15 protein-coding genes are annotated in these 23,308 nt (G+C 65.8%); 8 read left to right on the top strand and 7 right to left on the bottom strand.

All coding sequences use genetic code 11. The features are described 5' to 3' along the window. Positions 1-17: 17 nt before the first annotated feature. From E8F12_RS27845 to E8F12_RS27825, 5 genes are all read right to left on the bottom strand, one after another. On the bottom strand, positions 18-1,064 hold the full coding sequence (locus E8F12_RS27845) for a LacI family DNA-binding transcriptional regulator (RefSeq protein WP_280328447.1): 1,047 nt from the start codon (positions 1,062-1,064) through the stop codon (positions 18-20). Between the two features lie 479 nt (positions 1,065-1,543). Next, complete coding sequence (locus E8F12_RS27840) at positions 1,544-2,320, bottom strand: SDR family NAD(P)-dependent oxidoreductase (RefSeq protein WP_280328446.1); 777 nt, start codon at positions 2,318-2,320, stop codon at positions 1,544-1,546. Then, positions 2,320-3,504: an acetyl-CoA C-acyltransferase gene (locus tag E8F12_RS27835; protein WP_280328445.1), complete on the bottom strand. Its 1,185-nt coding sequence runs from the start codon at positions 3,502-3,504 to the stop codon at positions 2,320-2,322. The genes E8F12_RS27840 and E8F12_RS27835 overlap by 1 nt, the downstream gene beginning before the upstream one ends. Before the next feature lie 60 nt (positions 3,505-3,564). After that, positions 3,565-5,676 carry a 3-hydroxyacyl-CoA dehydrogenase NAD-binding domain-containing protein gene (locus tag E8F12_RS27830; protein WP_280328444.1) on the bottom strand — a complete coding sequence of 704 codons (2,112 nt, stop codon included), beginning with the start codon at positions 5,674-5,676 and terminating at the stop codon, positions 3,565-3,567. 38 nt (positions 5,677-5,714) lie between these two features. Then, entirely contained in the window at positions 5,715-7,517 is a 1,803-nt protein-coding gene (locus E8F12_RS27825; RefSeq protein ID WP_280328443.1) for an acyl-CoA dehydrogenase, read from the bottom strand. A 247-nt stretch (positions 7,518-7,764) separates the two neighbouring features. Between E8F12_RS27825 and E8F12_RS27820 the strand changes: the two genes are divergently transcribed. Together E8F12_RS27820 and E8F12_RS27815 are read left to right on the top strand one after the other, a co-directional pair. After that, entirely contained in the window at positions 7,765-8,907 is a 1,143-nt protein-coding gene (locus E8F12_RS27820) for an acyl-CoA dehydrogenase family protein (RefSeq protein ID WP_280328442.1), read from the top strand. Positions 8,908-9,164: 257 nt separating this feature from the next. Continuing rightward, entirely contained in the window at positions 9,165-11,846 is a 2,682-nt protein-coding gene (locus E8F12_RS27815) for a LuxR C-terminal-related transcriptional regulator (protein WP_280328441.1), read from the top strand. A gap of 397 nt (positions 11,847-12,243) precedes the next feature. On the opposite strand, the gene E8F12_RS27810 is transcribed toward E8F12_RS27815, so the two are convergent. Continuing rightward, positions 12,244-12,588, bottom strand: coding sequence for a heme-binding protein (locus E8F12_RS27810; protein ID WP_280328744.1), 345 nt, complete (start codon positions 12,586-12,588; stop codon positions 12,244-12,246). A gap of 433 nt (positions 12,589-13,021) precedes the next feature. On the opposite strand from E8F12_RS27810, the gene E8F12_RS27805 reads away from it, so the two are divergent. From E8F12_RS27805 to E8F12_RS27785, 5 genes are all read left to right on the top strand, one after another. Further along, on the top strand, positions 13,022-14,167 hold the full coding sequence (locus E8F12_RS27805) for an acyl-CoA dehydrogenase family protein (RefSeq protein ID WP_280328440.1): 1,146 nt from the start codon (positions 13,022-13,024) through the stop codon (positions 14,165-14,167). Between the two features lie 32 nt (positions 14,168-14,199). Further along, positions 14,200-15,339, top strand: a complete 1,140-nt coding sequence (locus E8F12_RS27800) for an acyl-CoA dehydrogenase family protein (RefSeq protein WP_280328743.1) — start codon at positions 14,200-14,202, stop codon at positions 15,337-15,339. A gap of 121 nt (positions 15,340-15,460) precedes the next feature. Then, positions 15,461-17,278, top strand: coding sequence for an SDR family oxidoreductase (locus tag E8F12_RS27795; RefSeq protein WP_280328439.1), 1,818 nt, complete (start codon positions 15,461-15,463; stop codon positions 17,276-17,278). A 63-nt stretch (positions 17,279-17,341) separates the two neighbouring features. After that, entirely contained in the window at positions 17,342-18,451 is a 1,110-nt protein-coding gene (locus tag E8F12_RS27790; protein WP_280328438.1) for a lipid-transfer protein, read from the top strand. Positions 18,452-18,529: 78 nt separating this feature from the next. After that, positions 18,530-20,227 (top strand): AMP-binding protein, encoded by a 1,698-nt coding sequence (locus E8F12_RS27785; RefSeq protein ID WP_280328437.1) that lies wholly within the window; start codon positions 18,530-18,532, stop codon positions 20,225-20,227. Positions 20,228-20,336: 109 nt separating this feature from the next. Here the strand turns inward: E8F12_RS27785 and E8F12_RS27780 are convergent, their stop codons facing one another. Next, on the bottom strand, positions 20,337-21,812 hold the full coding sequence (locus E8F12_RS27780) for a wax ester/triacylglycerol synthase family O-acyltransferase (protein ID WP_280328436.1): 1,476 nt from the start codon (positions 21,810-21,812) through the stop codon (positions 20,337-20,339). A gap of 228 nt (positions 21,813-22,040) precedes the next feature. On the opposite strand from E8F12_RS27780, the gene E8F12_RS27775 reads away from it, so the two are divergent. Continuing rightward, positions 22,041-23,225 (top strand): alpha/beta hydrolase family protein, encoded by a 1,185-nt coding sequence (locus E8F12_RS27775; protein ID WP_280328435.1) that lies wholly within the window; start codon positions 22,041-22,043, stop codon positions 23,223-23,225. Positions 23,226-23,308 lie beyond the last annotated feature (83 nt).

Raw genomic sequence — 23,308 nt, 5'->3', positions numbered from 1 at the left:
GGCGTGCAGGGCTTGGTCTAGGACGTGGAGCGCAGCACCAGTCGTCCTGGCAGTTCGCGCAGCGCCCCGGCGACGCTGCCGCCCGGGCGGCCTTCGTCGAGCAGCCGGATCGCGCAATCGATCATTTCGTTCAGCGGCTGGCGCACGGTGGTCAGGTCATTCTCCGGGTAGGCGGCGGCGCGGATATCGTCGAAGCCGATCACGGCCACGTCCTCGGGCACGCGCAGGGTGGTGTTCATGCGCAAGTGGCTGAGCACGCCGAGGGCCATCAGGTCGTTGGCGCAGAACACCGCATCAATGGCGGGTTGGCCTGCTGCGAACAGCCGCGCCGCCGCGTCACGTGCGCCTTCGTAGCTGTATCCACCCAGCTCACAGGCGACCAAGCGCTGGCCGTGCGCGGCCAGGCCGCGTTCGAAGCCGAGCAGGCGATCAGCGGTGGTAGAAACGCTCGGGTCGCCGGATACGAAGGCGCAGGCGCGGCGCTTCGTGCTCATCAGGTAATCGGCCACCGCCGCTCCCATGCGCTGGTTGTCGCAGCACACCGACCAGACTGTGGGGTCGTCGACGCGGCGGTTCATGAACACCAGCGGTACACCTTGGCGTCCACACAGGTCCGACATGTGCGATGACAGCCGCGCGGCGGTCACCACGATGGCGTCGACCTGATACTGCAGCAGCTGCGGCATCAGCTCGTCCGCGTCGCCACCCGGCGGTACCACGAAGAGCAGCAGTTGCCGGCCGCTTTGCCGCAGCCGCAGGGAGAACTCTTCCAGCGCGGCGGGGTAGAAGGGGTTGGTCATGTCGCCCATCACCAGCGCCACGATGCCGGTGCGCCGCCGGTTCAGCGACCGCGCGATGGCGTTGGGCCGGTAGCCCGCTTCGTCGGCCATGGCGAGGATGCGCTGGCGCACCTCGGCAGAGATGCGTGAATGCGGGTCGAAGGCGCGGGTGACCGTGGACGTGGCCACGCCGATACGTTTCGCCAGGTCCCTGGCCGTGATGCGCCCGCCTGCTGGAACAGCATGCTGGACGGGGGGCTCTGGAGATGAAGTGTTGCGCGCCATCGGGATGCCTCAGCTGTTGTGCAATCGTTTGCACATGTGGGCTGAATGCTGCCTTCGCGGGCTGAAGACAGCCCCTCCCCAATGGAGGGGGGCGCTTGAAATGGACGACGGGATTCAGTCGTAGGATGGGTCACGCTTCATCGACCCACCGGCGAAGCTGGATGGGGCATCGGATGGTGGATGTGAAGAGCGACATCCACCCTACGCGGCCGAGCGGGCTTTTATGTAGGGTGCGCCGCGCACACCGACTGATTCGCCGGTTTTCCCTGGGCCACCTCCAGCCGCCGATCCGGTGCGCATGGCCCACCCTACGGGAGCATCGCGAATGAATTCGCTTCTACAAAAGCGGGCAGGACTGCGTCCTGCTTGGCGAATGAATTCGCCCCTACAGGGGATGTGTGTCCAGGGAGTCACGGAGGTGGGCCGGGAGTCACCCCTCTCCACTTCAGGGAGAGGGGCCGGGGGAAAGGGTGGCCCCCTTACAAACTCCCCACCAATTGCCCGCCATCCACCGCCAGCACCGCACCGGACATATAGGCACCGGCTTCGCTGGCCAGCAGCAGGAAGGGCCCGTCCAGCTCCTCCAGCCGGCCGAGGCGGCGCATGGGCACGGCGTCGCGGATGTAGGCCTGGCCTTTCTCGCTGTCGAAATAACCGTCGGTCATCTCGGTGGTGAAGTAGCCCGGCGCGATGGCATTGACCCGTATCCCGTAGCGCGCCAGTTCCAGCGCCAGGGATTTGGTCAGCTGGACCACTCCGGCCTTGGCCGTGCAGTAGTGGCTGTAGCCGGTGCCGACCCGCAGGCCGAGCATGGAGGCGATGTTAACGATGCTCCCCGGTCGCTCGGCGCGTGCCAGGCGTTGTGCCGCGCATTGAGCGACGCGCCAGACGCCGTCCAGGTTGGTCGCGAGCATGGCGCGCCAGTCTTCTTCGCTGATTTCCAGCACGCGCAGACCGCTGCCGATGCCGGCGTTGTTGAGCACCACATCCACCGGTCCGAAGGCTGTCTCGGCGGCATCGAAGGCGGCTTCGACGCTGGCGCGGTCGGTGACGTCCATGGCCACTGGCAGCGCCTGGCCGCCGTCACGCCGGATGGTGTCGGCCAGCTGTTGCAGACGCTCCACGCGACGCGCCGCGAGGACCACGCGGGCGCCGGCTTGGCCGGCGACGCGGGCCAGGTGGGCGCCAATACCACTGGAGGCGCCGGTGACCAGCACGGTGCGGCTGGCCAGGGAGAAGGGGGCGAAGACACTCATCAGAACACCTCGAACAGGCCAGCGGCACCCATGCCGCCGCCTACACACATGGTTACCACGACGTACTTCACGCCGCGACGCTTGCCCTCCAGCAGGGCGTGGCCGACCATCCGTGCGCCGCTCATGCCGTAGGGGTGGCCGATGGCGATGGCGCCGCCATTGACGTTGTAACGCGCGTTGTCGATGCCCAGCTTGTCGCGGCAATAGATCGCCTGGCAGGCGAAGGCTTCGTTGAGTTCCCACAGGCCGATGTCGTCGACCTTCAGGCCGTGCTGCTTGAGCAGACGGGGCACGGCCATCACCGGGCCGATGCCCATTTCTTCCGGCGCAAGGCCCACCACCGCCATGCCGCGATAGGCACCCAGCGGTTCCAGGTTGCGCTGCTCGGCCAGGCGACCGTCCATCAGCACGCAGGCGCTGGCGCCGTCGGACAGCTGGCTGGCGTTGCCGGCGGTGATGCAGCCGCCGGCGATCACCGGCTTGAGCCGGGCAAGGTCGTCGAGTGCGGTCTGCGGACGGTTGCCTTCGTCCTGGGCGAGGGTCACTTCTTCGAAGCTGATGGCGCCGCTGGCCTTGTCGACGATCTGGCGGGTGACCGTGACCGGGACGATCTCGCCCTCGAACAGGCCGGCGCCCTGGGCCGCCGCGGTGCGCTGCTGGGATTGCAGGGAGTAGGCGTCCTGGGCCTCGCGGCTGATGCCGTAGCGCTCGGCCACCAGTTCGGCGGTCTGCAGCATCGGCATGTAGGCGTGGGGCACATGGTTGATGACCTGGGTGTCGTGGTACTCGCCCACCCATTCCATGTGGCGGTTCTGCACCAGGCTGATGTGCTCCTGGCCGGCGCCGATGGTCAAGGCCATGCCGTCTACCACGATCTGCTTGGCGGCGGTGGCGATGGCCATCAGGCCCGAGGCGCACTGGCGGTCGAGGGTCTGGCCACCGACGGTAATCGGCAGGCCTGTGGCCAGCACGCTCATGCGGCCGAGGTTCCAGCCGGCGGTGCCGGCCGGCATGCTGGTGCCCATCACCAGATCTTCGATTTCTGCTGCATCGATACCCGCGCGCTCGACGGCGGCGCGAATGGCGAAGGCGGACAGGGTCGGGGCGGTGGTCGCGTTGAAGGCACCGCGAAACGCCTTGCCGATGGGCGTGCGTGCGGTGGAGAGGATGACGGCTTCTTTCATGGTCTTGTCCTATAGGAGGTATCTGCAGGCACCGCTGAGACCGGTGCCTGCCAGGTGCAATCAGATGCGTTCGATGCGGGTCTTGCCGGCGGCCACCAGGCGCTCCAATAGCGGCGCCGGCTGGAACCACATCTCACCGTATTCGCCGAGGGACTGGCGGTACTGGTCGATGCCGGCCAGCACCCTGTCCAGGCCGAGCTGCTCCGCGTAGTGCATCGGGCCGCCGAGGTGGGCCGGGAAGCCGTAGCCGTTGATCCATACGAGGTCGATGTCGCTGGCGCGCAGGGCGATGCCTTCGTCCAGCAGCTGGATGCCCTCGTTGATCAGCATGAACAGGCAACGGTCGTGGATTTCCTGCGCGCTGATGGGACGACGCGAGACGTGCAGCTCGCCGGCCAGGCGTTCGGCCAGCGCCACGACCTCGTAGTCGTCCTGGCGATTGCGCCCTTCGTAGGCATAGAAGCCGCGACCGGTCTTCTGGCCGTAGCGGCCCTGGGCATAGAGCTCGTCGCCGAGGCGGCAGTAGCTCTCGTCATGGGCGAAGGCGGCGCGGTTGGAGTCGCGCACCAGGAAGTTCACGTCGACGCCGGCCAGGTCGAGCATGCTGAACACGCCCATGTTCAGGTCGAGTCCGGTGAGCACTCCGTCCACCTGCGCTGGGGTCGCGCCTTCCAGTACCAGGCGATGGGCTTCGCGGGCGTAGGGTTCGAGCATGCGGTTGCCGATGAAGCCGAAGCAGACGCCGGATACCACCGGCATCTTGCCAATGGTGCGGCCCATCTTCAGGGTGGTGGCCAGCACGTCCGCTGCGGTTTCGCGCCCACGCACTACTTCCAGCAGACGCATGACGTTGGCTGGGCTGAAGAAGTGCAGACCGATCACATCCTGCGGACGGGAAGTCACGGCGGCGATCTGGTCGACGTCCAGCGACGAGGTGTTGGTGGCGAGGATGGCGCCGGGCTTGCACACCCGATCCAGGGTGCGGAAGACCTCCTGCTTGATCTCCATCTTCTCGAACACCGCTTCGATCACCAGGTCGGCGTCAGCCAGGTCGGCATAATCGAGCGTGCCGCCGAGCAGGGCCATGCGTTGCTCCAGCTTGGCCTCGGTCAGCTTGCCGCGCTTGACGCTGATGTCGTAGTTCTTGCGGATCTGCGCCAGGCCGCGATCCAGGGCCTCGCCCTGGCGCTCCAGCAGGGTCACCGGGATGCCGACATTGGCGAAGTTCATGGCGATGCCACCGCCCATGGTACCGGCGCCAATCACCGCGACCTTACGAATCGGGCGGAGCAGGATGTCGCTATCGATGCCCGGAATCCGGCCGGCCTCGCGCTCGGCGAAGAACACATGGCGCAACGCCTGGGACTGGACCGAGGCTTCGGCCTGCTTGAACAGCGCCACTTCGCGGGCCAGGCCTTCTTCCAGCGGCAGCAGACAGGCGGCTTCCACTGCGGACAGCACCAGGCGGGGGGCCAGGCGGCTCTTCCAGCGCGGCTCGTTGTCCTGCCGGAAGCGCGCGAAGAAGTCCTCGGGCAGCCCTTGGGCGGGTGCAGGGAAGGGGGCGGCGGGGCGCGCGGGTGCCTGGCTGGCGACCAGCTCACGGGCATAGGCGCGGGCCTCGTCGAGCAAGGCTTCGGCGCTGGCCGACAGCCTGTCGAGGATGCCCAGGTTGCGAGCGCTTTCGGCACCGACCGGGGCGCCCGAGAGCATCATGTCGAGTGCCGCCTCGGCACCGATCAGGCGCGGCAGGCGCTGGGTGCCACCGGCACCGGGAAGCAGGCCGAGGTTGATTTCCGGCAGCCCGACGCGGGTTGCCGGTTCGCCAATGCGGTAGCCGCAGGCCAGAGCCAGTTCCAGGCCGCCGCCGAGGGCGAGTTTGCCGATGGCGGCCACCAGTGGCTTGTCCAGTTGCGTGAGGCGCAGGAGCAGGGAGGGCAGGTCGGGCGCGGCGAAGGACGCATCACTGCCGAATTCGCTGATGTCGGCACCGGCGCTGAACAGACCGTTGGCGCCATGGAGGACGAGCGCCTTCACCGAAGGATCGTCCGCCGCGCGCTGGCAGGCTTCGAGAACAGCTGCGCGCAGGGGTTGGCCAACGGCATTGACCGGAGGACGGGCGAGGCCGATCAGGGCCAGGTTGTCTTCAACCTGATAGGTAACCAGGGCGTTCATGGTGGCTCCTTGTAGAGGGTTGGAAGTCGGCAGGCGGGTCAGAACCACGCGTCCTGCATGTCAAAGCTGCTGCGGTTGCCGGATGCCAGCAGGCGCGCCTGGGCCTCGATGGTTGCCAGCTCCCAGTCGATGAAGTACTGGGCCGCTTGCAGCTTGCCGAGGTAGAAGTCAGCCTCGCTGCCCGTCGCGCCGGCGTCGAGGGCACGGCTCGCGACCAGCGCCATGCGCAGCCACAGCCAGCCCACCAGCACGCGGCCGAACAGGTCGAGATAGGTGGTGGCGTTGGCCAGGCCGAGATTGGCGTCGGCGGCCACCTGGTCGAGCAGGCTTTCGGTGACTTCCTGCAGGTGGTCCAGGGCGCCGGCCAGCACGAAGGCGAGCGGGGCGCAGCGGCCGTCGTGCCCGGCCTCCTTCAGGGTGCCGCGCACGCGCGACAGGAACATGCGATAGCCGGCGCCGCCGTTCTGTTGCAGCTTGCGACCGAGCAGATCGATACCGTGGATGCCTTCGGTGCCTTCGTGGATGGGGTTCAGGCGGTTGTCCCGGTAGTACTGCTCCAGCGGGTACTCGCGGATGTAACCCGAACCGCCTAGCACCTGGATGCCGATGTCCGAGGCCATCACGCAGTACCTGGACGGGTAGGACTTGACCATGGGAATCAGCAGGTCCAGCAATTCCCCGGCTTCGCGCCGCTGGGTGTCTTCGGGTGCAGTGTGGGCATCCTCGAACAGGCTGCTCGCGTACAGGCACAGCGCGAGGCTGCCTTCGGCGTAGACCTTCTGCTGCAGCAGCATGCGGCGCACGTCGGCGTGCTCGACGATACGCACCTGCGGCGCCAGCGGGTCCTTGGCGCCCGGCAGGCGGCCCTGCGGCCTTTCGCGGGCGTAGTCCAGGGCGTGAATGAAGCTCTGGTAGGCCAGCGCTGAGGCGCCGAGGGCCACGCCGATGCGCGCCTCGTTCATCATCTGGAACATGTACGACAGGCCCTTGTTGGCCTCGCCCACCAGATAGCCGACGGCACCGTCCTTCTCACCGAAGCTGAGCACGGTGGAGGTGGTATTGCGGTAGCCGTGCTTGTGCAGCAGGCCGGCCAGGGCGACGTCGTTGCGCGCGCCCAGGCTGCCGTCCTGGTTGACCAGGAACTTCGGCACGAGGAACAGGGAAATGCCACGGGTGCCTGCCGGCGCACCTTCTATGCGGGCCAGCACCATGTGCACGATGTTGTCGGTCAGCGAGTGGTCGCCGCCGGAGATGAACATCTTCTGGCCGTGAATGCGGTAGCTGCCATCGGCGGCCGGGCGGGCGCTGGTGCGCAAGTCACCCAGGGCCGAACCCTGGCCGGGCTCGGTCAGGGCCATGGTGCCGCTGAAACGACCATCGAGCATCGGCGGCAGGAAGCGTTCGCGCAGCACATCGCCGGCAAAGCTCTTGACCAAGTTGGCGGCGCCGATGGTCAGGAACGAATAGGCCACCGTGGCGATGTTGGCGGCGTTGAAGTAGGCCATGCTGGCCCGCAGGATGACCTCCGGCAGCTGCAGGCCACCGTCCTCGACATCGTGATGGGCGGCGAGGAAACCGGCCTGGGCGAAGGCGTCCCAGGCGATCTTGGTTTCCGGGATGAGCGTCACCGTTTCCCCGTCGAAGGTCGGCTCATTGGCGTCGCCCTTCTGATTGTGCGGGGCAAAGTATTCGGCGGCGACACCGCGCGCGGTTTCCAACGTGGCGTCGAATACGGCGCGATCATGATCCGCATAGCGGGGGCGCTGCAGCAGGGCTTTGGTATCGAGCAGCTCATAGAGCTGGAAGCTCAGTTCGCGTTCGTTCAGGAGCGAATCGGTCATCTCGTTCTCTTGTACTTTCTGGCCGACGGGCGGCCGGGGGAGTGGGCTTTGCCAGTAAATCGAAATGCCGGCGAGGTCGCCCCCACCCTTATGGAGTGGGAGCGGACGAGGCCCAAGGGTGCGCGGACGATTCGCCTGCGCCTACCCGCTTCGAGGGGGCGGGGCGGGCGCAGGCCGTCCTAATGTGGCGCGAAGGGCATCCGGCCGGTCGGATGCCGCACAGCCAATCGCATCCAGGGGTATATCCATGATTCCGCGCACCCTCTTCGATCATGAGCATGAAGAGTTCCGTAGTACCGTCCGCCGTTTCCTGGCGGAGGAGTGCACGCCGTTCCATGAGCAGTGGGAGGAAGATCACCTCGTCCCCCGCGAAATCTGGAAGCGCGCTGGCGAGCTGGGCATGCTCAACGCCACCACGCCGGAGGCCTATGGTGGCCTGGGCCTGGACCGGCGCTTCTCGATGATCGCGGTGGAAGAGGTGGCCCGCGCTGGTTTGTCCGGATTGAACGGTTTCAACGTGCACGACATCTGTGCCGGCTACCTGATCAACTTCGGCACCGAAGCGCAGAAACACGAGTGGCTGCTGAAAATGGCCAATGGCGAAGCCATCGCCGCTGTGGCCATGACCGAGCCCGACACCGGTTCCGACCTGCAGGCGGTCAAGACCCGCGCGGTACTGGAGGGAGACGAGTACGTCATCAACGGCGCCAAGACCTTCATCTCCAACGGCACCAACAGCGACATCATCGTTGTGGTCGCCAAGACCGGGAACAGCGGCAAGGGCTCGCGCGATATCTCGCTGATCCTGGTGGAGGCGGACCGCGCCGGTGTCAGCAAATCCAAACCGCTGCGCAAGGTTGGCCTGCACGCCCAGGACACCACCATGGTGTTCTTCGAGGACGTCCGCGTGCCCAAGGCCAACATCCTCGGCGGCGAGCCCGGCCAGGGCTTCTACCAACTGATGAAGGAGCTGGCCTGGGAGCGCCTGAGCATAGGCATCCTGGCCATCGCGGCGAGCCAGGCGGTTCTGGAACAGACCGTCGACTACACCCGCGAGCGCAAGGTATTCGGCAAACCGATCATCGAGTTCCAGAATTCGTACTTCAAGCTGGCCGACCTCAAGACCGAGATCGTCCTCGGGCAGACCTATGTCGACCGCTGCATGGAGTTGCTGCAGGGCCACGAACTGACCCCGGAAGCGGCAGCCGCGGCCAAGCTCTGGTGCACCGAGCTGTACTCGAAGGTTGTCGACCAGTGCGTTCAGCTGCACGGCGGCAACGGCTACATGCTGGAATATCCGGTCGCCCGGCATTACCTGGACAGCCGAGTCAACCGTATCTACGGCGGCGCCAACGACATCATGCGCGAGCTGGTTGCCCGCACCCTCTGATCCGCTCCGGCGTTCCCGCCCCGGCACCGCCGTCCTACCCCCTCGGTTCGAGGGGGCGGCCCCCTCGCTTTCCCCGCCACCATCTGTTGCAGGAACGGTCGCCCAAATGCCCGGAAACAAGGCGGCTACTGACCTGAGGCTAAGCTTCAGGTAAAAACCGGCTTACCACCTGGCCGTACCCACTTTGATTCCAACCCGCGCATGCCCGTCCGCTGCGTTTTGGTAGGCCATTTGCGAATCGGAGACCCGGTCTGGACATGCACACAGACAAACTGCTCGTATCGACGAAGTTCGCGCCACCACGTATCGGCACCCAGACCATCCAGCGCCAGCGTCTGCTGGAGGAGCTGCAGCGGATGGCGCAATGCCGCGTCGGCCTGGTCACCGGCAGCCCGGGCTTCGGCAAGACCACGCTGCTGGCGCAGTGGCGGCAGGAGATGATGCGTTCCGGGGCGGACGTGGCCTGGCTGTCGCTGAGCACCGACGACAAGCATCTGGCGATTTTCTTCGCTTACCTGCGCGGCGCCTTGCAGCGCCTGGGGATTCCGCTGGACAGCGGCATTCCCCCGGAAGGCACGCGGCCGGAATTCATCGATGACGTGGTGGCGGCCATTGTCGAGGGCGCCGCCAGCATCAACAAAGAGCTGTTTCTGGTCATAGACGACTACCAGCATGTGGTGGACCCGCGCTCCCACCAGCTCGTACAGAAGCTGCTGGACCACAGCCCCGACAACCTGCATTTCGTGATTTCGTCCCGTGTCGGTCCGCCGCTCAGCTTCAGCCGTCTGCGCCTTAGTGGCCAGTTGGTGGAGCTCGATTGCGCCGCACTGCCATTCGATCTGGCGGAAACCCACGCCTTCCTCGAACAAGGCCTGGCCGCGCTGAAACTCAGCCCGGAGGAGTTGCACCAGATCCACCAGCTCACCAGTGGCTGGCCGGCTACCTTGCAACTGGTGGTCATCCTGCTGCGCAGCGACCCCGCGGCGCGGGACACCCTGCGGGAATTGGGCTGGCGTTCCGACGACCTGCAGAGCTACCTGGCCGAGAACGTCATGGCGCATCTGCCCGCCGACCTGGCGTCATTCATGGAGGACGTGAGCATCCTGCGGCGCTTCAATGCCTCATTGGCGGAAGCGGTGACTGGATGTGCATCGGCGCAGGCCATGCTCAAGCGGCTGGATGAGGAGAACCTGCTGATCTTCCGCGTTGAAGCCGATGACCGCCAACCCTGGTATCGCTTCCATGCGCTGTTCGGCGACTTCCTCGCGACACGGCTGCAACGTCGCGATCGCGAGACCCAGGACCAACTGCACCGTCGCGCCGCGCGCTGGTTCGCCGAGCGCAAGCTGCTGGCCGAGGCGGTGCGCCATGCGACCCAGGCGGGCGACCTGGACGTTGCCGCGCAATTGGTCGAAGGGGCGGCCCCTGCCACCTGGAGCCTCGATCAGTTGAGCCCGCTACTGCGCCTGTTGGACCAGTTGCCGCAGGACATCCTGTTTTCCCGGCCGCGGCTGTTCTTCCTCGGCTGCCTGGCCTACGCACTGACCGCCCGCCCGGCGAAGGCCGAAGCCTGGATGGAGCAATTCAAGCGCAGTGGCGCGGCCCAGCAGGCCGACGAGGCTTATCGCCTTCCGCTGGTGCAGGCGGCGATCGAGGTCCAGCGTGATCGCAGCGAGCCGATCATCGGCCTACTGGAAACCTTCCACGCCTTGCCAGACGACTACACCGTGACCCGCTACGGCGCTCCGGCACTGCTGGCCATTGCGTATGCGGCGGCGGGAAGGCACGAAGATGCGCTGCGCTGCCTGGACGAAAATCCCATTCCCGAAGCCGAGCGGGATGCGGAAATGGCTCTGGTGGCTGAAGGCGCGAGAACCACCTGTTATCTGCAGGAAGGCCGCATCCGCGAGGCGGAGCGCGTCGGTTCGGCGCAACTGGCCCGCTCGGTGGCCGTCCACGGTCACAGGTCCGCCAGCGCTTACCTGGGGGCGGCGACCTTGGCCGAGGTCTATCGCGAACTGGATCGGATCGACGAGGCGAGGGAAATCCTCGCCAATCGCAGTGGCCTGCTCCAGTGGACCATGCCCGACACCATGCTGCACGCCACCATCTGCCGCGCACGCCTGGACCTGCTACAGGATTCCGCTGCGGTGGCCATGGCCTTCCTCGAACGCCAGGAGCGCCACTTCCGCAGCATCGGTCAGGACCGCGCGCTGGCGCATTGCCTCACCGAGCAGTCGCGCATCGCCCTGCTGGAGAATGACCGTACATACGCCGCCGAGCGGGTCGCCAAGCTGGAGCCGTTGGCGCTGCAATACCGGGATGCCCACGGTTTTCAGGCGGAGGTCCCGGCGCTGGCTGCGCTGGCTCGTGGGCGCCTGCTGCTGGCCACCAATTACCCTGACAAGGCCCTGGCGGACCTGGAAACCCTGCGCGAATACGCCACCCGTTTCCGTCGCGGCCAATTGCTCGTCACTGGCCAGTTGCTGATGGCCATCGCCCGCTCCGACCTGCTGCAACCGGAGCGGTCCGAAGAACACCTGCTCGAAGCGCTGACGCTGGGCAGCCAGCTGGGACTGGTGCGCACCTTCCTCGATGAAGGCGAGGTCCTGCGCAAGTTACTGGCAAGGTTGGCGAGCAAGCCGCTCGCCGATGAGCAGGGCGCTTATCTGACACAGCTGCTGGAACGCTTCGGGCCGGGCAACGTGGGACGCGCCAGCGAATCGTCGTCGAACAGCGCGCCATCGATGCTCACGCCGCGTGAGGTGGCGATCCTGGAGCTGATCAGTCAGGCGATGTCGAACAAGCGTGTGGCGCTGACTTTGAACATTTCACTGGAAACAGTGAAGTGGAACCTGAAGAACATCTACGTGAAGCTGGGCGTCTCCAGCCGCTATGACGCGGTGTCCTGGGCGCGTAAGCACGGGCTGATCGAATAAACGCACGCCGCAGTCCTGCCGTAGGGTGGGTGACGCTCTTTTCATCCGCCATCGGTGTCCAGTCGAGCCTTCGATGGTGGGCCGGTGAAGCGTGGTCCACCCTACGTCTGACGCGAAATCGCCAGCAGGGCGGAGGCATGGTGCGTTGCGTGGACGCGCCATGCGCTCCGTCCGCTGGCAATTCGCCGGACGAGCATAAGCCCGGCGGTCGCTTCGCAAACCACCCCATGCGAGGGGGCGACTCGGAGCCGGCGGGCTGCTGACTGGTAGGAGCGAGCTTGCTCGCGAACAGCCCGAGCACGATCCTTCGCGAGCAAGAACTCGGCGTCCCCCTGCTCCTACACAAACGCCGACTTCGTCTTACTTGAACAGCCCAGCGTTCGCAGCAAGCACTTCATCAGCCGCACTGGGCATCAAAGTGGCCGCCCGGAGCACCGGCTACGCCGATGGCACCGATGACCGCATCACCAGCCTTGACCGGTACACCGCCGCCCAGCAGCAGGAAGCCGGGGATGTAGGTCAGGTTGGCGGCGGCCGGGTTTTTCTGGGCGTTTTCCATGATGGCCAGGGTCGGCGCCTTGGCCGAGGCGGAAGTGAAGGCCTTGGCGTGGCTGGCTTCGATGGTGTGCGGGCCGGCGTTGTCGGCCCGGGCGAAGGCCTTCAGCAGGCCGGCGCAGTCCACCACCGAAGCGCTGACGTTGTAGCCCTTGGCCTGGCAGGCGGCGACCGTGGCACTGGCCAGCTTCTGCGCGTCGGCAGTGGAGATGTTGCTTTCGCTGAGATGTCGAGGTGCAACCAGTCTGGCCAGAACGCTTCCGCCGCGGTATGCGCCCGACTACCTGCGCCGCTCCGTAGTTCTCCGGAGAGGGGCGGTGGACACCTTCGCTCCCGCATCGCTGCCGCTCCGAAATGGTGGAAGTGAAGAGCGACTTCCACCCTACGAGACCGGATACGACGGCTCTCCCTGTAGGGGCGAATTCATTCGCCAAGGGCAACATCGTTGCCCCCAGCAAATTCGGAGGGCGAACCTGCGGTTCGCTTAGCGATTGAAATCGCCCCCACAGGCCCCCGTATCCCCCCCTCCCTGAGGGGGCTGACCCCAAATACCTCCTCCTATGATCGATCCAGAGCCGCCCGAAGGGGTGGTGGAACGATTGATCCGAGGAGAACCACCGATGATTCCGCGTACCCTGTTTGACCACGAGCACGAGGAGTTTCGCAGCACCGTGCGACGCTTCCTGGCGGAGGAGTGCGCTCCCCATCTGGAGCAGTGGGAAGAGGATCATCGGGTACCCCGTGAAATCTGGAAGCGCGCCGGCGAGCTGGGCATGCTCAATGCAACCACCCCGGAAGCCTATGGCGGCCTGGGCCTGGACCGTCGTTTCTCGATGGTCGCAACCGAAGAGATCTACCGCGCAGGCCAGGCATCCGGCCTGATCGGTTTCGGCGTGCACGACATCGTCGCCGGCTACCTGGTGAACTTCGGCAACGAAGCGCAGAAGCAGGCCTGGCTGCCGAAGATGGCGGCGGGTGAGGCCATAGGCGCTGTGGCCATGACCGAGCCGGACACCGGTTCCGACCTGCAGGCGGTCAAGACCCGCGCGGTGCTGGACGGCGACGAGTACGTCATCAACGGCGCCAAGACCTTCATTTCCAATGGCACCAACTGCGACATAGTCGTGGTCGTCGCCAAGACCGGCAATTCCGGCAAGGGCGCCCAGGACATCTCGCTGATCCTGGTGGAAGCCGACCGTGCCGGCTTCAGCAAATCCAAGCCGCTGCGCAAGGTCGGCCTGCACGCCCAGGACACCACCATGCTGTTCTTCGAGGACGTCCGCGTGCCCCGCGAGAACCTGCTGGGCGGAGTGGAAGGGAAGGGCTTCATCCAACTGATGAAGGAGCTTGCCTGGGAACGTCTGTCCATCGCCATCAGCAGCGTCGCCGGCGCCCAGGCGGTACTGGAAAGCACTCTGGAATACACCAGGGGCCGCACCGTTTTCGGCAAGCCGATCTTCGCCTTCCAGAACACCCGCTTCAAATTGGCCGACCTGAAGATGCAGCTGGCGGTGTCGCAGAACTACGTCGACCGCTGCATGGAACAGTGCCTGGCGCGGACTCTCAGCCCCGAGGCGGCGGCCTCCGCCAAGCTGTGGTGTTCCGACCTCTACACCAAAGTGGTGGACGAGTGCGTCCAGCTGCACGGCGGCAACGGCTACATGCTCGAGTACCCGGTTGCCCGTCACTACCTCGACCACCGCGTGCTGCGCATCGCCGGCGGCGCCAACGACATCATGAAGGATCTGGTCGGGCGCACGCTCTGATCCGGGTCGCAGAGGAATACGCAATGGAATATCTGATCCCCCGTACCCTGTTCAGCTCCGAGCACGAAGAATTCCGCCGCGCCTGCCGCCGGTTCATGGAGGAAAAGGTCGCGCCCTTCCATGCCCAGTGGGAGAAGGACAAGTGCGTCCCCCGCGAGGTCTGGCGCAAGGCCGGCGAGCTGGGAATGCTGTTGCCCTCCATGCCCGAGGAGTACGGCGGCCCCGGCGCCGACCGGCTGTTCGACATGATCTTCGCCGAGGAATTCATGCGCGTAGGCGCCACCGGCCTGATCGGCTTCGGCGTTCACGGTCTTGTGGCGTTCTACATCCTCAACTACGGCACCGAGGCGCAGAAACAGGCCTGGCTGCCACGAATGATCGCCGGCGAGGTGGTGGGCGCCATCGCCATGACCGAGCCCAACACCGGCTCCGACCTGCAGGCGGTCAAGACCCGCGCCGTGCGCGAGGGCGACGAGTTCGTCCTCAACGGTTCCAAGACCTTCATTTCCAACGGCGCGTCCTGCGACCTGGCGCTTGTGGTGTGCAAGACCGGCAACAGCGGGAGTGCCAAAGACATCTCACTGGTCATCGTGGAGAAGGAGCGCGAGGGCTTCGCCCGTTCCCAGCCATTGGAAAAGATCGGCCTGCACGCTCAGGACACCAGCATGCTGTTCTTCGACGACTGCCGCGTGCCAACCGAGAACGTCCTCGGCGGCGTGGAAGGGCAGGGCTTCTACCAGCTCATGCACGACCTGGCCTGGGAACGCATCATCGGCGCCGTGGGCTTCCAGGCCCAGGCCGAGGCGGCCCTCGATCACACAATCGAGTACACCCGCACGCGCATGGTCTTCGGCAAGCCGGTGCTGGATTTCCAGAACTCGCGCTTCACCCTGGCGCAACTGAAGACCGAAGTGCAGATCGGCCGCTCCTGGATCGACAGCTGCATGGAGTTGCTGCTGCGCGGCGAGCTGAGCGCCGAAACGGCGGCGGTGGCCAAGTACTGGACCGCCGAGCTGAGCAGCCGGGTGGTCGATGCTTGCCTGCAATTGCACGGCGGCAACGGCTACATGACCGAGTACCCCATCGCCCGGCTCTACCTCGATACCCGGGGCAACCGCATCTGGGGCGGCACCAACGAAATCATGAAGGAAATCATCGCCCGCACCCTGTGAGGCGAGCCTGAGCCAACCTGCGCTCGCAATCCGCATTCGCGCCGGTTCGTCCAGTCGGACGGCCGGGCTCCGGTGCTCTGCGTCGCGATAACAACCATCTCTTCAGGAGAGGAGCCCTAACGTGTCTCAAGAAATTCGCTTCGACGGCAAAGTCGCCATCGTTACCGGCGCCGGCAACGGCCTCGGCCGTGCCCACGCGCTGCTGCTGGGTTCCCGTGGTGCCAAGGTCGTGGCCAATGACCTGGGTGTGACCACCGCTGGCCTGGGCAGCTCGTCCGCCGCGGCCGACGCCGTGGTCGCCGAGATCCGCGCCCTGGGCGGCGAGGCGGTGGCCGACTACAACTCGGTGACCGAGGGCGAGAAGATCGTCGCCACTGCCCTGGAGGCATTCGGCACCGTCGACATCCTGATCAACAACGCCGGCATCCTGCGCGACACCTCGTTCCACAAGATGACCGAAGAGCAATGGGACCTGATTCAGGACGTGCATGTGAAGGGCGCCTTCCGCCTGACCCACGCCGTCTGGCCGATCATGCGCGACAAGGGCTACGGCCGCATCGTGATGACCGCCTCCGGCGCCGGCATCTTCGGCAACTTCGGCCAGTGCAACTACGCCACGGCCAAGTCCGGCCTGATCGGCTTCACCAACGCGCTGGCCATCGAAGGCGCGAGCAAGAACATCCGCGTCAACACCATCGCCCCGATCGCGGCCTCGCGCATGGTGATCGCCAGCGGCATCTTCCCCGAAGAGCTGCATGACAAGCTGAAGGTGGAAGACGTCGCCCCGCTGGTGGGCTGGCTGTGCAGCGAGGAGTGCCAGGACACCGGCGGCCTGTTCGAGGTCGGTGGCGGCTTCCACGCCAAGTACCGTTGGGAGCGTTCCTACGGCCGTTTCCTGCACACCGACTCGCTGAGCCCGGAACTGGTGCGCGAGAACTGGGAGCGCATCACCCGTTTCGACGACAAGAGCGTGCACCACGCCAATGGCGGCGAAGGCTTCAAGGAGCTGTTCGAGCGCATGGCTGGCAACGCCATCGGCGGTAACCAGTACGTCGACATGGAAGTGGCCGCCAACGCCGTCGCCACCCTGGAAACCGAGTACACCCAGACTGACGCCGCGCTCTACGCGCTGGCCGTGGGCGCCGCCAAGGACCCGCTGGATCGTACCGAGCTGCTCTATATCAATGAGTTCAAGGGTGAAGAGTTCCGCGTACTGCCGACCATGGCGGTGCTGCCGGCGACCCAGGTATTCCTCAAGGCGATCCTGGCCGGCAAGCCGACCCTCGAGGGTCTGGAGCTGCCGTTCGCCAAGGGCCTGCATGGCGAGCAATACACCGAGATGTACCGCCCGATGCCACCGAAGGCCAAGCTCAAGCACACCATGCGCCTGAAAGAAGCGCTGGACAAAGGCAAGAGCTCGGTCAGCGTGCTGGAAATCCACACCACCGACGAGAACGGCACCCCGCTGTACTACAACGAGTTCACCAGCTTCTACACCGGCACTCCGGGCGCTGGCCTGAAGCGCGTGCCGAGCGTGGCGGCCGCTCCACTGCCCGAGCGCGCGCCGGACGCGGTGATCGCCGAGCAGACCGAGGTCAACCAGGCCCTGCTGTACCGCCTGTGCGGTGACTGGAACCCGATGCACGTCGATCCGGACTACGCCGCCAAGGCCGGTTACGAGAAGCCGTTCTTGCACGGTCTGTGCACCTTCGGCTATGCCGGTCGCCATGTGATCAAGGCGTTCTGCAACAACGACTCGCGCCTGTTCAAGAGCATCCGCGTGCGATTCGCAGCCATCGTGATGCCGGGCGATACCCTGGAAACCCGTATGTGGCGCGAGTCGCCGACTCGCGTTGTGTTCGAGACCCGCGCCGTTGAGCGTGACGTAGTCGTGCTCAAGGGCGGCTCGGTCGAGATATTCGAGCAAGTGCCGGCCTAAATCTTTGGCGACCTGCTGCTTCCGAGTCCCGGAAGCAGCAGCTTTCTATTTCAGGAGAGCACGATGCAACGTTGCGTCAATGTGATTGGCGTAGGCATGTCCCCCTTCGGCCCGGCTTCGCTGAGCGTCAATCCGACCGCGCTGGTCGGCGAGACGATACGGCAGGTGCTGGCGGACGCAGGACTGTCCGCGCGGGACATCGAAACCGTCTTCGCCGCCTCGGGACTGATGGATGGCGGGACCCTGCAACGGGCTCTCGAACAGACAGGGCTGGGGCGTGTGCCGCTCCAGCATTTGCCGAAAGGCGAAGAGGGCATCGGCGTGCTGTTCTACCAGGCCTGCCAGGCCATCGAACTGGGCCTTGCCGAATGCGTGCTGGTACTGGGCGTACAGGGTACGCCGGCACCGCTACCGGATCTCGGCGCCGTCTTCGAGCGCCTCGGTGCGGCGGCGCGGGCGTACATGACGCGCTACCAGACGCGACGGGAAACCTTTGCCATGGTGGCGGTCAAGGCACGCCAGCATGCCGCGCTCAACCCCCTGGCGGTGTTCAGCCATCCGCTGACCCTCGACGAGGTGCTTGAAGCCAGCGTCATCGCCGAGCCACTGACCCATCCCCAGTTCGCCTGGCCTTCTTCCGGCGTTGCCGCGGTGCTGCTGTGTTCTGCCGACTTCGCCCGCCGTCACGGCAGCGGTCAGGCAGTGCAGGTCATCGCCCAGGCATGCGTTTCGCCGGTCCAAGTGACCGCCTTCGATTCGGCCTCGGTGTTCCCCTGTGCGGGCTATGAGGTCAACGTTGTCGCTGCACGGGAACTCTATGAGCAGGCGGGCAGGGGACCGCAGGAAGTGGGGGTGTGCGAAGTTCACGACAGCAGTACCCTCAGCGAATTGCTGCTGTATGAGGCGCTCGGTTTCTGCCCCGAGGGAAGCGCCGAGAAGCTGGTGGAGGATGGCGACAACACCTATGGTGGCAACCTGGTGGTCAACCCCTCCGGGGGGCTGCTCTCGCTGGGCCAGGCACCGGCGGTGAGCGGACTGGCGCAATGCATCGAGCTGGTGCACCACTTGCGCGGCAATGCCGGCCGGCGCCAGGTCGCTGATGCCCGCATCGCCCTGCAGCACCAGACTGGGCCGGACGGCACGGTGGTGACCACCCTCTATCAGCGCGAGTGAGTCGACGCGGCGCTGCTTTCGCCGCCGACAGAACAATTTCAATGGGTGGTACACCACCCTTCAGACGCAGGACATGCCATGAACAAGAACAATGAGCACCCTACGCTGTTGCACCGCTTCCTCCACTGGGAGAGCAGCACGCCTGATGCCATCTACCTGACCCAGCCCCTGCCGGACGGCAGCGTGGTGGACTACAGCTGGCGTGAGGTCGGCGACCAGGCCCGGCGCATGGCGGCCTACCTCGCTTCCCTTGACCTGCCGCCGCGATCCGCCATCGGCATTTTCGGCAAGAACACCGCCCACTGGATCATCGCCGACCTGGCGATCTGGATGGCTGGGCATATCAGCGTGCCGCTGTATTCGACCGCCAACGCCGACACCGTGCAGTACGTGCTGGAACACGCCGAAGTGCGGCTGTTGTTCGTCGGCCGACTGGATGGCGATGCCGCGGGCTGGAACGCCATCCGTGCCGGGGTGCCCGCCGACCTGCCGCTGATCGACCTGCCGATGTCGGCATGTGGCGAGGGCGAGCCCTGGGAGCGCATCGTCGCTGCCTTCGCGCCGCAGCAGCAGGTGGTCCTGCCGGAGCCGGGCGAGCTGGCCACCATCATCTACACCTCTGGCAGCACCGGTAATCCCAAGGGCGTCATGCACAGCTTCGGCAGCATGTACAACGCGCCGGCGGTGACCGGCTGCATGTACGACAAGGGACGGGGGCCGCAATCGAGCGACCGCCTGCTGTCCTACCTGCCACTGGCCCACACCGCCGAACGGGCGGTGGTGGAAGCCGTGTCGCTGTTCAGCGGCTGCCGGGTGTTCTTCAACCTGGGCCTGGAAACCTTCAGCGAAGACCTGCGCCGTGCGCGGCCGACCATCTTCCTGTCCATGCCGCGCTTGTGGGGCAAGTTCTACCAGGGCATCAACGAGCGGATTCCGGCTGCCGCCCAGGCCGCCGCCTTCGCCGATCCGGTGGAGGGCGAGCTGATGAAGGCGCAGATTCTTTCCGCCCTCGGCCTCGACCAGGTGCACACCGGCCTGTCCGGCTCGGCACCGCTGCCGGTCAAGGTCATGGAGTGGTACCGCCAGCTGGGCCTGGAATTGCTGGAGGGCTACGGCATGTCGGAGAACTTCGGCACCTCGCATTTCAGCCTGCCGGGGCAGGTGCGCGTGGGCTATGTCGGCGCCGCGATCCCGGGTGTCGAATGCCGCATCGACGACAACAGTGAGATCCTGGTGAAGAGCCCCGCGCAGATGCTGGGTTACTACAAGCAGGCCGATCTGACCGCCGAGAGCTACACCGCCGATGGCCTGTTCCGCACCGGCGACCGTGGCGAGCTCGACGAGCAAGGGCGCCTGCGCATCACCGGCCGGGTGAAGGAGCTGTTCAAGACTGCCAAAGGCAAGTACGTCGCCCCCGTGCCCATCGAGGCCAAGCTCGGCAACCATTCGCGCGTCGAGGCCTCTTGCGTGACCGGCGTCGGCCTGCCGCAGCCCCTGGCACTGCTCAACGTGTCACCGGACACCCGTGCCACCCTGGCCAGCGCCGAGGGTCGTGATGCGGTGGCCACCGAGCTGGGGGTATTCCTCGCCGAGGTGAATGCTCAGTTCGAGCCCCACGAGCAGCTGGCGTGCCTGGTGGTGGTGCGTGAGCCCTGGAGCATCGCCAACGGCCTGCTGACGCCGACCCTGAAGATTCGTCGCAACCTGATCGAGGACCGCTACCAAGAGATGGTGGAGGTCTGGGCTGAGAGCGGCTGCAAGGTGATCTTCGAGTAAGGTCCGGACAACGAAAAAGGCCGATCCGGATTCCGAATCGGCCTTTTTTGCGTTTGCAGAAATGGCAGGGATGCGTAGCCCGGATGGAGTCCGGGCTACCTACCGAATCCTACGATCGCCGAGCAGCCCGCTTCTTCGCCACGGGTTTTTCGGCGGCCTCGGCCAGCGCCTGCATTTCCTCGTACGAGTCCTTCAGGCATTGCGCGAGAAAGTCCGGGTCCGGCACTACGTTGGGCGAGCTGGTCAACGAGACGAACATCTTTCCGCAGTAGCTGGTGGGGTTCCAGATCAGCGAGAGACCATCTACCAGCGGCCCGACGCCGCACCAGTAGACCAGCTTGGCGCCGAGCATGTAGAGCGGCACGTTGGGGCCGGGAACATTGGTCACCATGCAGTTGTGCAGGATTACCGGGCCCTTGCCGCCGACGCCCATCAGGGTGGCCAGGCGGCCGGCGAGGCCGAGGGTAGCGGGTGGCGCGAATTTCTGCAGGTTGGTCAGGTCCTCGGCACCGATTCCGTCCTGGATCGCCTTGGACTCCGACGTGGCCGTAAACACCGCTTCCAGGCGTTGGAGCGGGTCGTCGATATCGGTGCGCAAGGGGAAGGTGACCATCGAGATGGTATTGCCGCTGGCGGCGGCTTCCCCGCCCTGGCGGGTATTGACCGGAGCCAGGGTCACCAGTGACTTTTCCGGCAATTCATCGTTCGCTTCCAGGTAGCGGCGCATCGCTCCGCCGATGATGGCCAGCACGGCATCGTTGACCGTCGCCCCCGGTACCAGAGCCTTGATCTGCTTCACCGTTGCGAGGTCGAGGGTGACCGAGTTCCAGACCCGGCCGGCGGTGACATTGGTGTTGAAGCGCGTGCGTGGCGCGCCACCTCCGGGCGTCAGCACCGAACGGGCCACCGAGCGCAGGCCGGCGACCGCCAGCTTGGGCAGCACCCGCGCCAGCGGCCGGGCCATCCGCGCCGAGGCGGAGATGTTGTCGGTGAGCATGCGGCTGACCGTGTCCAGCGGTCCCCAGAGCGGCCGGCGCGGGCTTGCCGTCGGCCTGTCGGGAACCACAGCGACGGGTCTGCCCTGGGCGCCGGCGATGTCGTGCAGGGCCCAGGTCAGCTCCGCAGCGGCGGTGCCATCCATGGCGGCGTGGTGGGACTTGGTGAGGATGGCGAAGCTTCCCTTGGGAATGCCCTCGATGTTGTCCAGACCTTCGATGACGTACATCTCCCAGGGCGCGCGGGCCAGGTCCACCGAGCGGGCATGGATGCGCGAAACGAGAATGCAGAACTGCCGCCAGTCGCCAGGTTTGGGCAGGGCGAAGTGGCGGACGTGGAAGTCGATGTCGAACAGGTCGTCTTCCACCCAGTACGGATAGCCCAGCCCATAGGGGACCTGGACGATCTTGCGGCGGAACACCGGCGAAACGTCGAGGCGGTCGGATATGTGACGGACGATCTCGCGGAACCCGAGGCGCTGTCCTTCCACGGTGGACTGGTCATAGATGTAGATCATGGTGCAGTGAGAGGCCGCGTGGGGCCTGTCGACTTTCAGGAACAGCGCGTCTTGCCCGCTGAGTTTGCTCATCGTTCGGGTACCCGCTAGGTGGTGGTAGAGGTGGGATCAATCGACCTGGCAAGCGAGGGCTTCACCGCGCTGCTTCCAGGTAGCCATGTTCCTCGTTCTCAGGTGCAACCCGTCCCCCTTCGTTCGGGGGGAGGCCCGCGCCGGGCGTGTCTTTAAGCTGTCGCCACCGTAGGACACCCCGGTACCGGTCGGCGGGGTGATAGGCTGGAATTTGCCGGGAGGATCCGCGTGTTGAACGAAGAACGGTATGAAGGCGAGAGGGTGGCGGACCGTTCGCGCAGCCCCTGGTGGGAACGACTGCCGGAGGATTTCTGGCTGCACGCGGACGGGACGGCTCTGGATTCGGTGCATCCGCTGAAAGTCCATGGCACTGCAGCGATCGAGCGCGTGATGCGCACGTCGCTGTCTGCCACGGTGGCCGCCGCCATGTTGGCATCGTTGAAAGGCAGCGGGCGCATGCAGGAAGAGTTCGACGCGCTGCGCTTCTACGAACCGCTGGCGCGGGCGGGAGACGCCTCGCAGGTGTTCCTGCCGCCGTCTGGCGGCATCGCCGTTGACGCGCAAGAACTGCAGGGCAACGACGGAATCCGGCGTTTCCAGCTGAGCTTCGCCAGTCCCTTCCAGCCGTTGAACCCATACGCGCGTCCGCGCTTCGCCGCCATGCAACGCAACACCCGCGCCCATGCCCAGCACTGGTGCCATGGCGACCGGCCCCGGCCGACACTGATCGTTATCCATGGTTTCGCCGCGGACCCGCATTGGCTTAATGCCCACGCGCTGTCGCTGGCCGATTTCTACCAGCGCGGCTACGACATCCTGCTGTTCACCTACCCGCATCATGGCCGGCGCGCCGAGCGGGGTACCTGGTTCAGTGGCCAGGGGTTGTTCGGCAGCGGCCTCGTTTCCTTCAACGAGGCGCCTTTGCATGCGATCCACGACCTGCGCGTGTTCATCGATTACCTGCAGGGCCGCGGCGTCGAGCAAATCGGCGTGGCGGGCATCTCCCTGGGTGGCTATACCGCGGCGCTGCTGGCGTCTGTCGACGAGCGCCTGGCGTACTGCATTCCGATCGTGCCGGCGGTCAGCCCGATCGACGTGTTCCTCGAATGGCAACCGACCGGGCTGCTGCTGTCACGATTGATGCGCAGTCAGGGGGTGGGGGTCGCTGAGATGCGCGGCCTGCTGGCGGTGCACAATCCGCTCACCTACGCCTCGCCCCTGGACGGCCGGCGCATGCTGATCATCGGTGGTGCCGGTGACCGGGTGACCATGCCGCGCCACCTGCGCCTGTTGCAGCGGCACTGGCCGGGCAGCGCGCTGCACTGGTTCCCCGGCAATCACATCCTGCACCTCGGCCGCAGGGAGTACCTGGAGCGCATGGGCGAGTTGATGGATCGGTATTCCGGGGTGTAGTGCAGGACTGGTGACGCAAGCCTCCTGTTCGCGAGGGCAGGGGGCTTTTCTTTGTCTCCCGTGTTGGGCCTCAGGCGCTGGGA

Origin of the sequence: Pseudomonas sp. BN102, assembly GCF_029871245.1 — a bacterium.
Taxonomy (GTDB): domain Bacteria; phylum Pseudomonadota; class Gammaproteobacteria; order Pseudomonadales; family Pseudomonadaceae; genus Metapseudomonas.
This window is presented reverse-complemented; position numbering and strand designations above follow the sequence as displayed.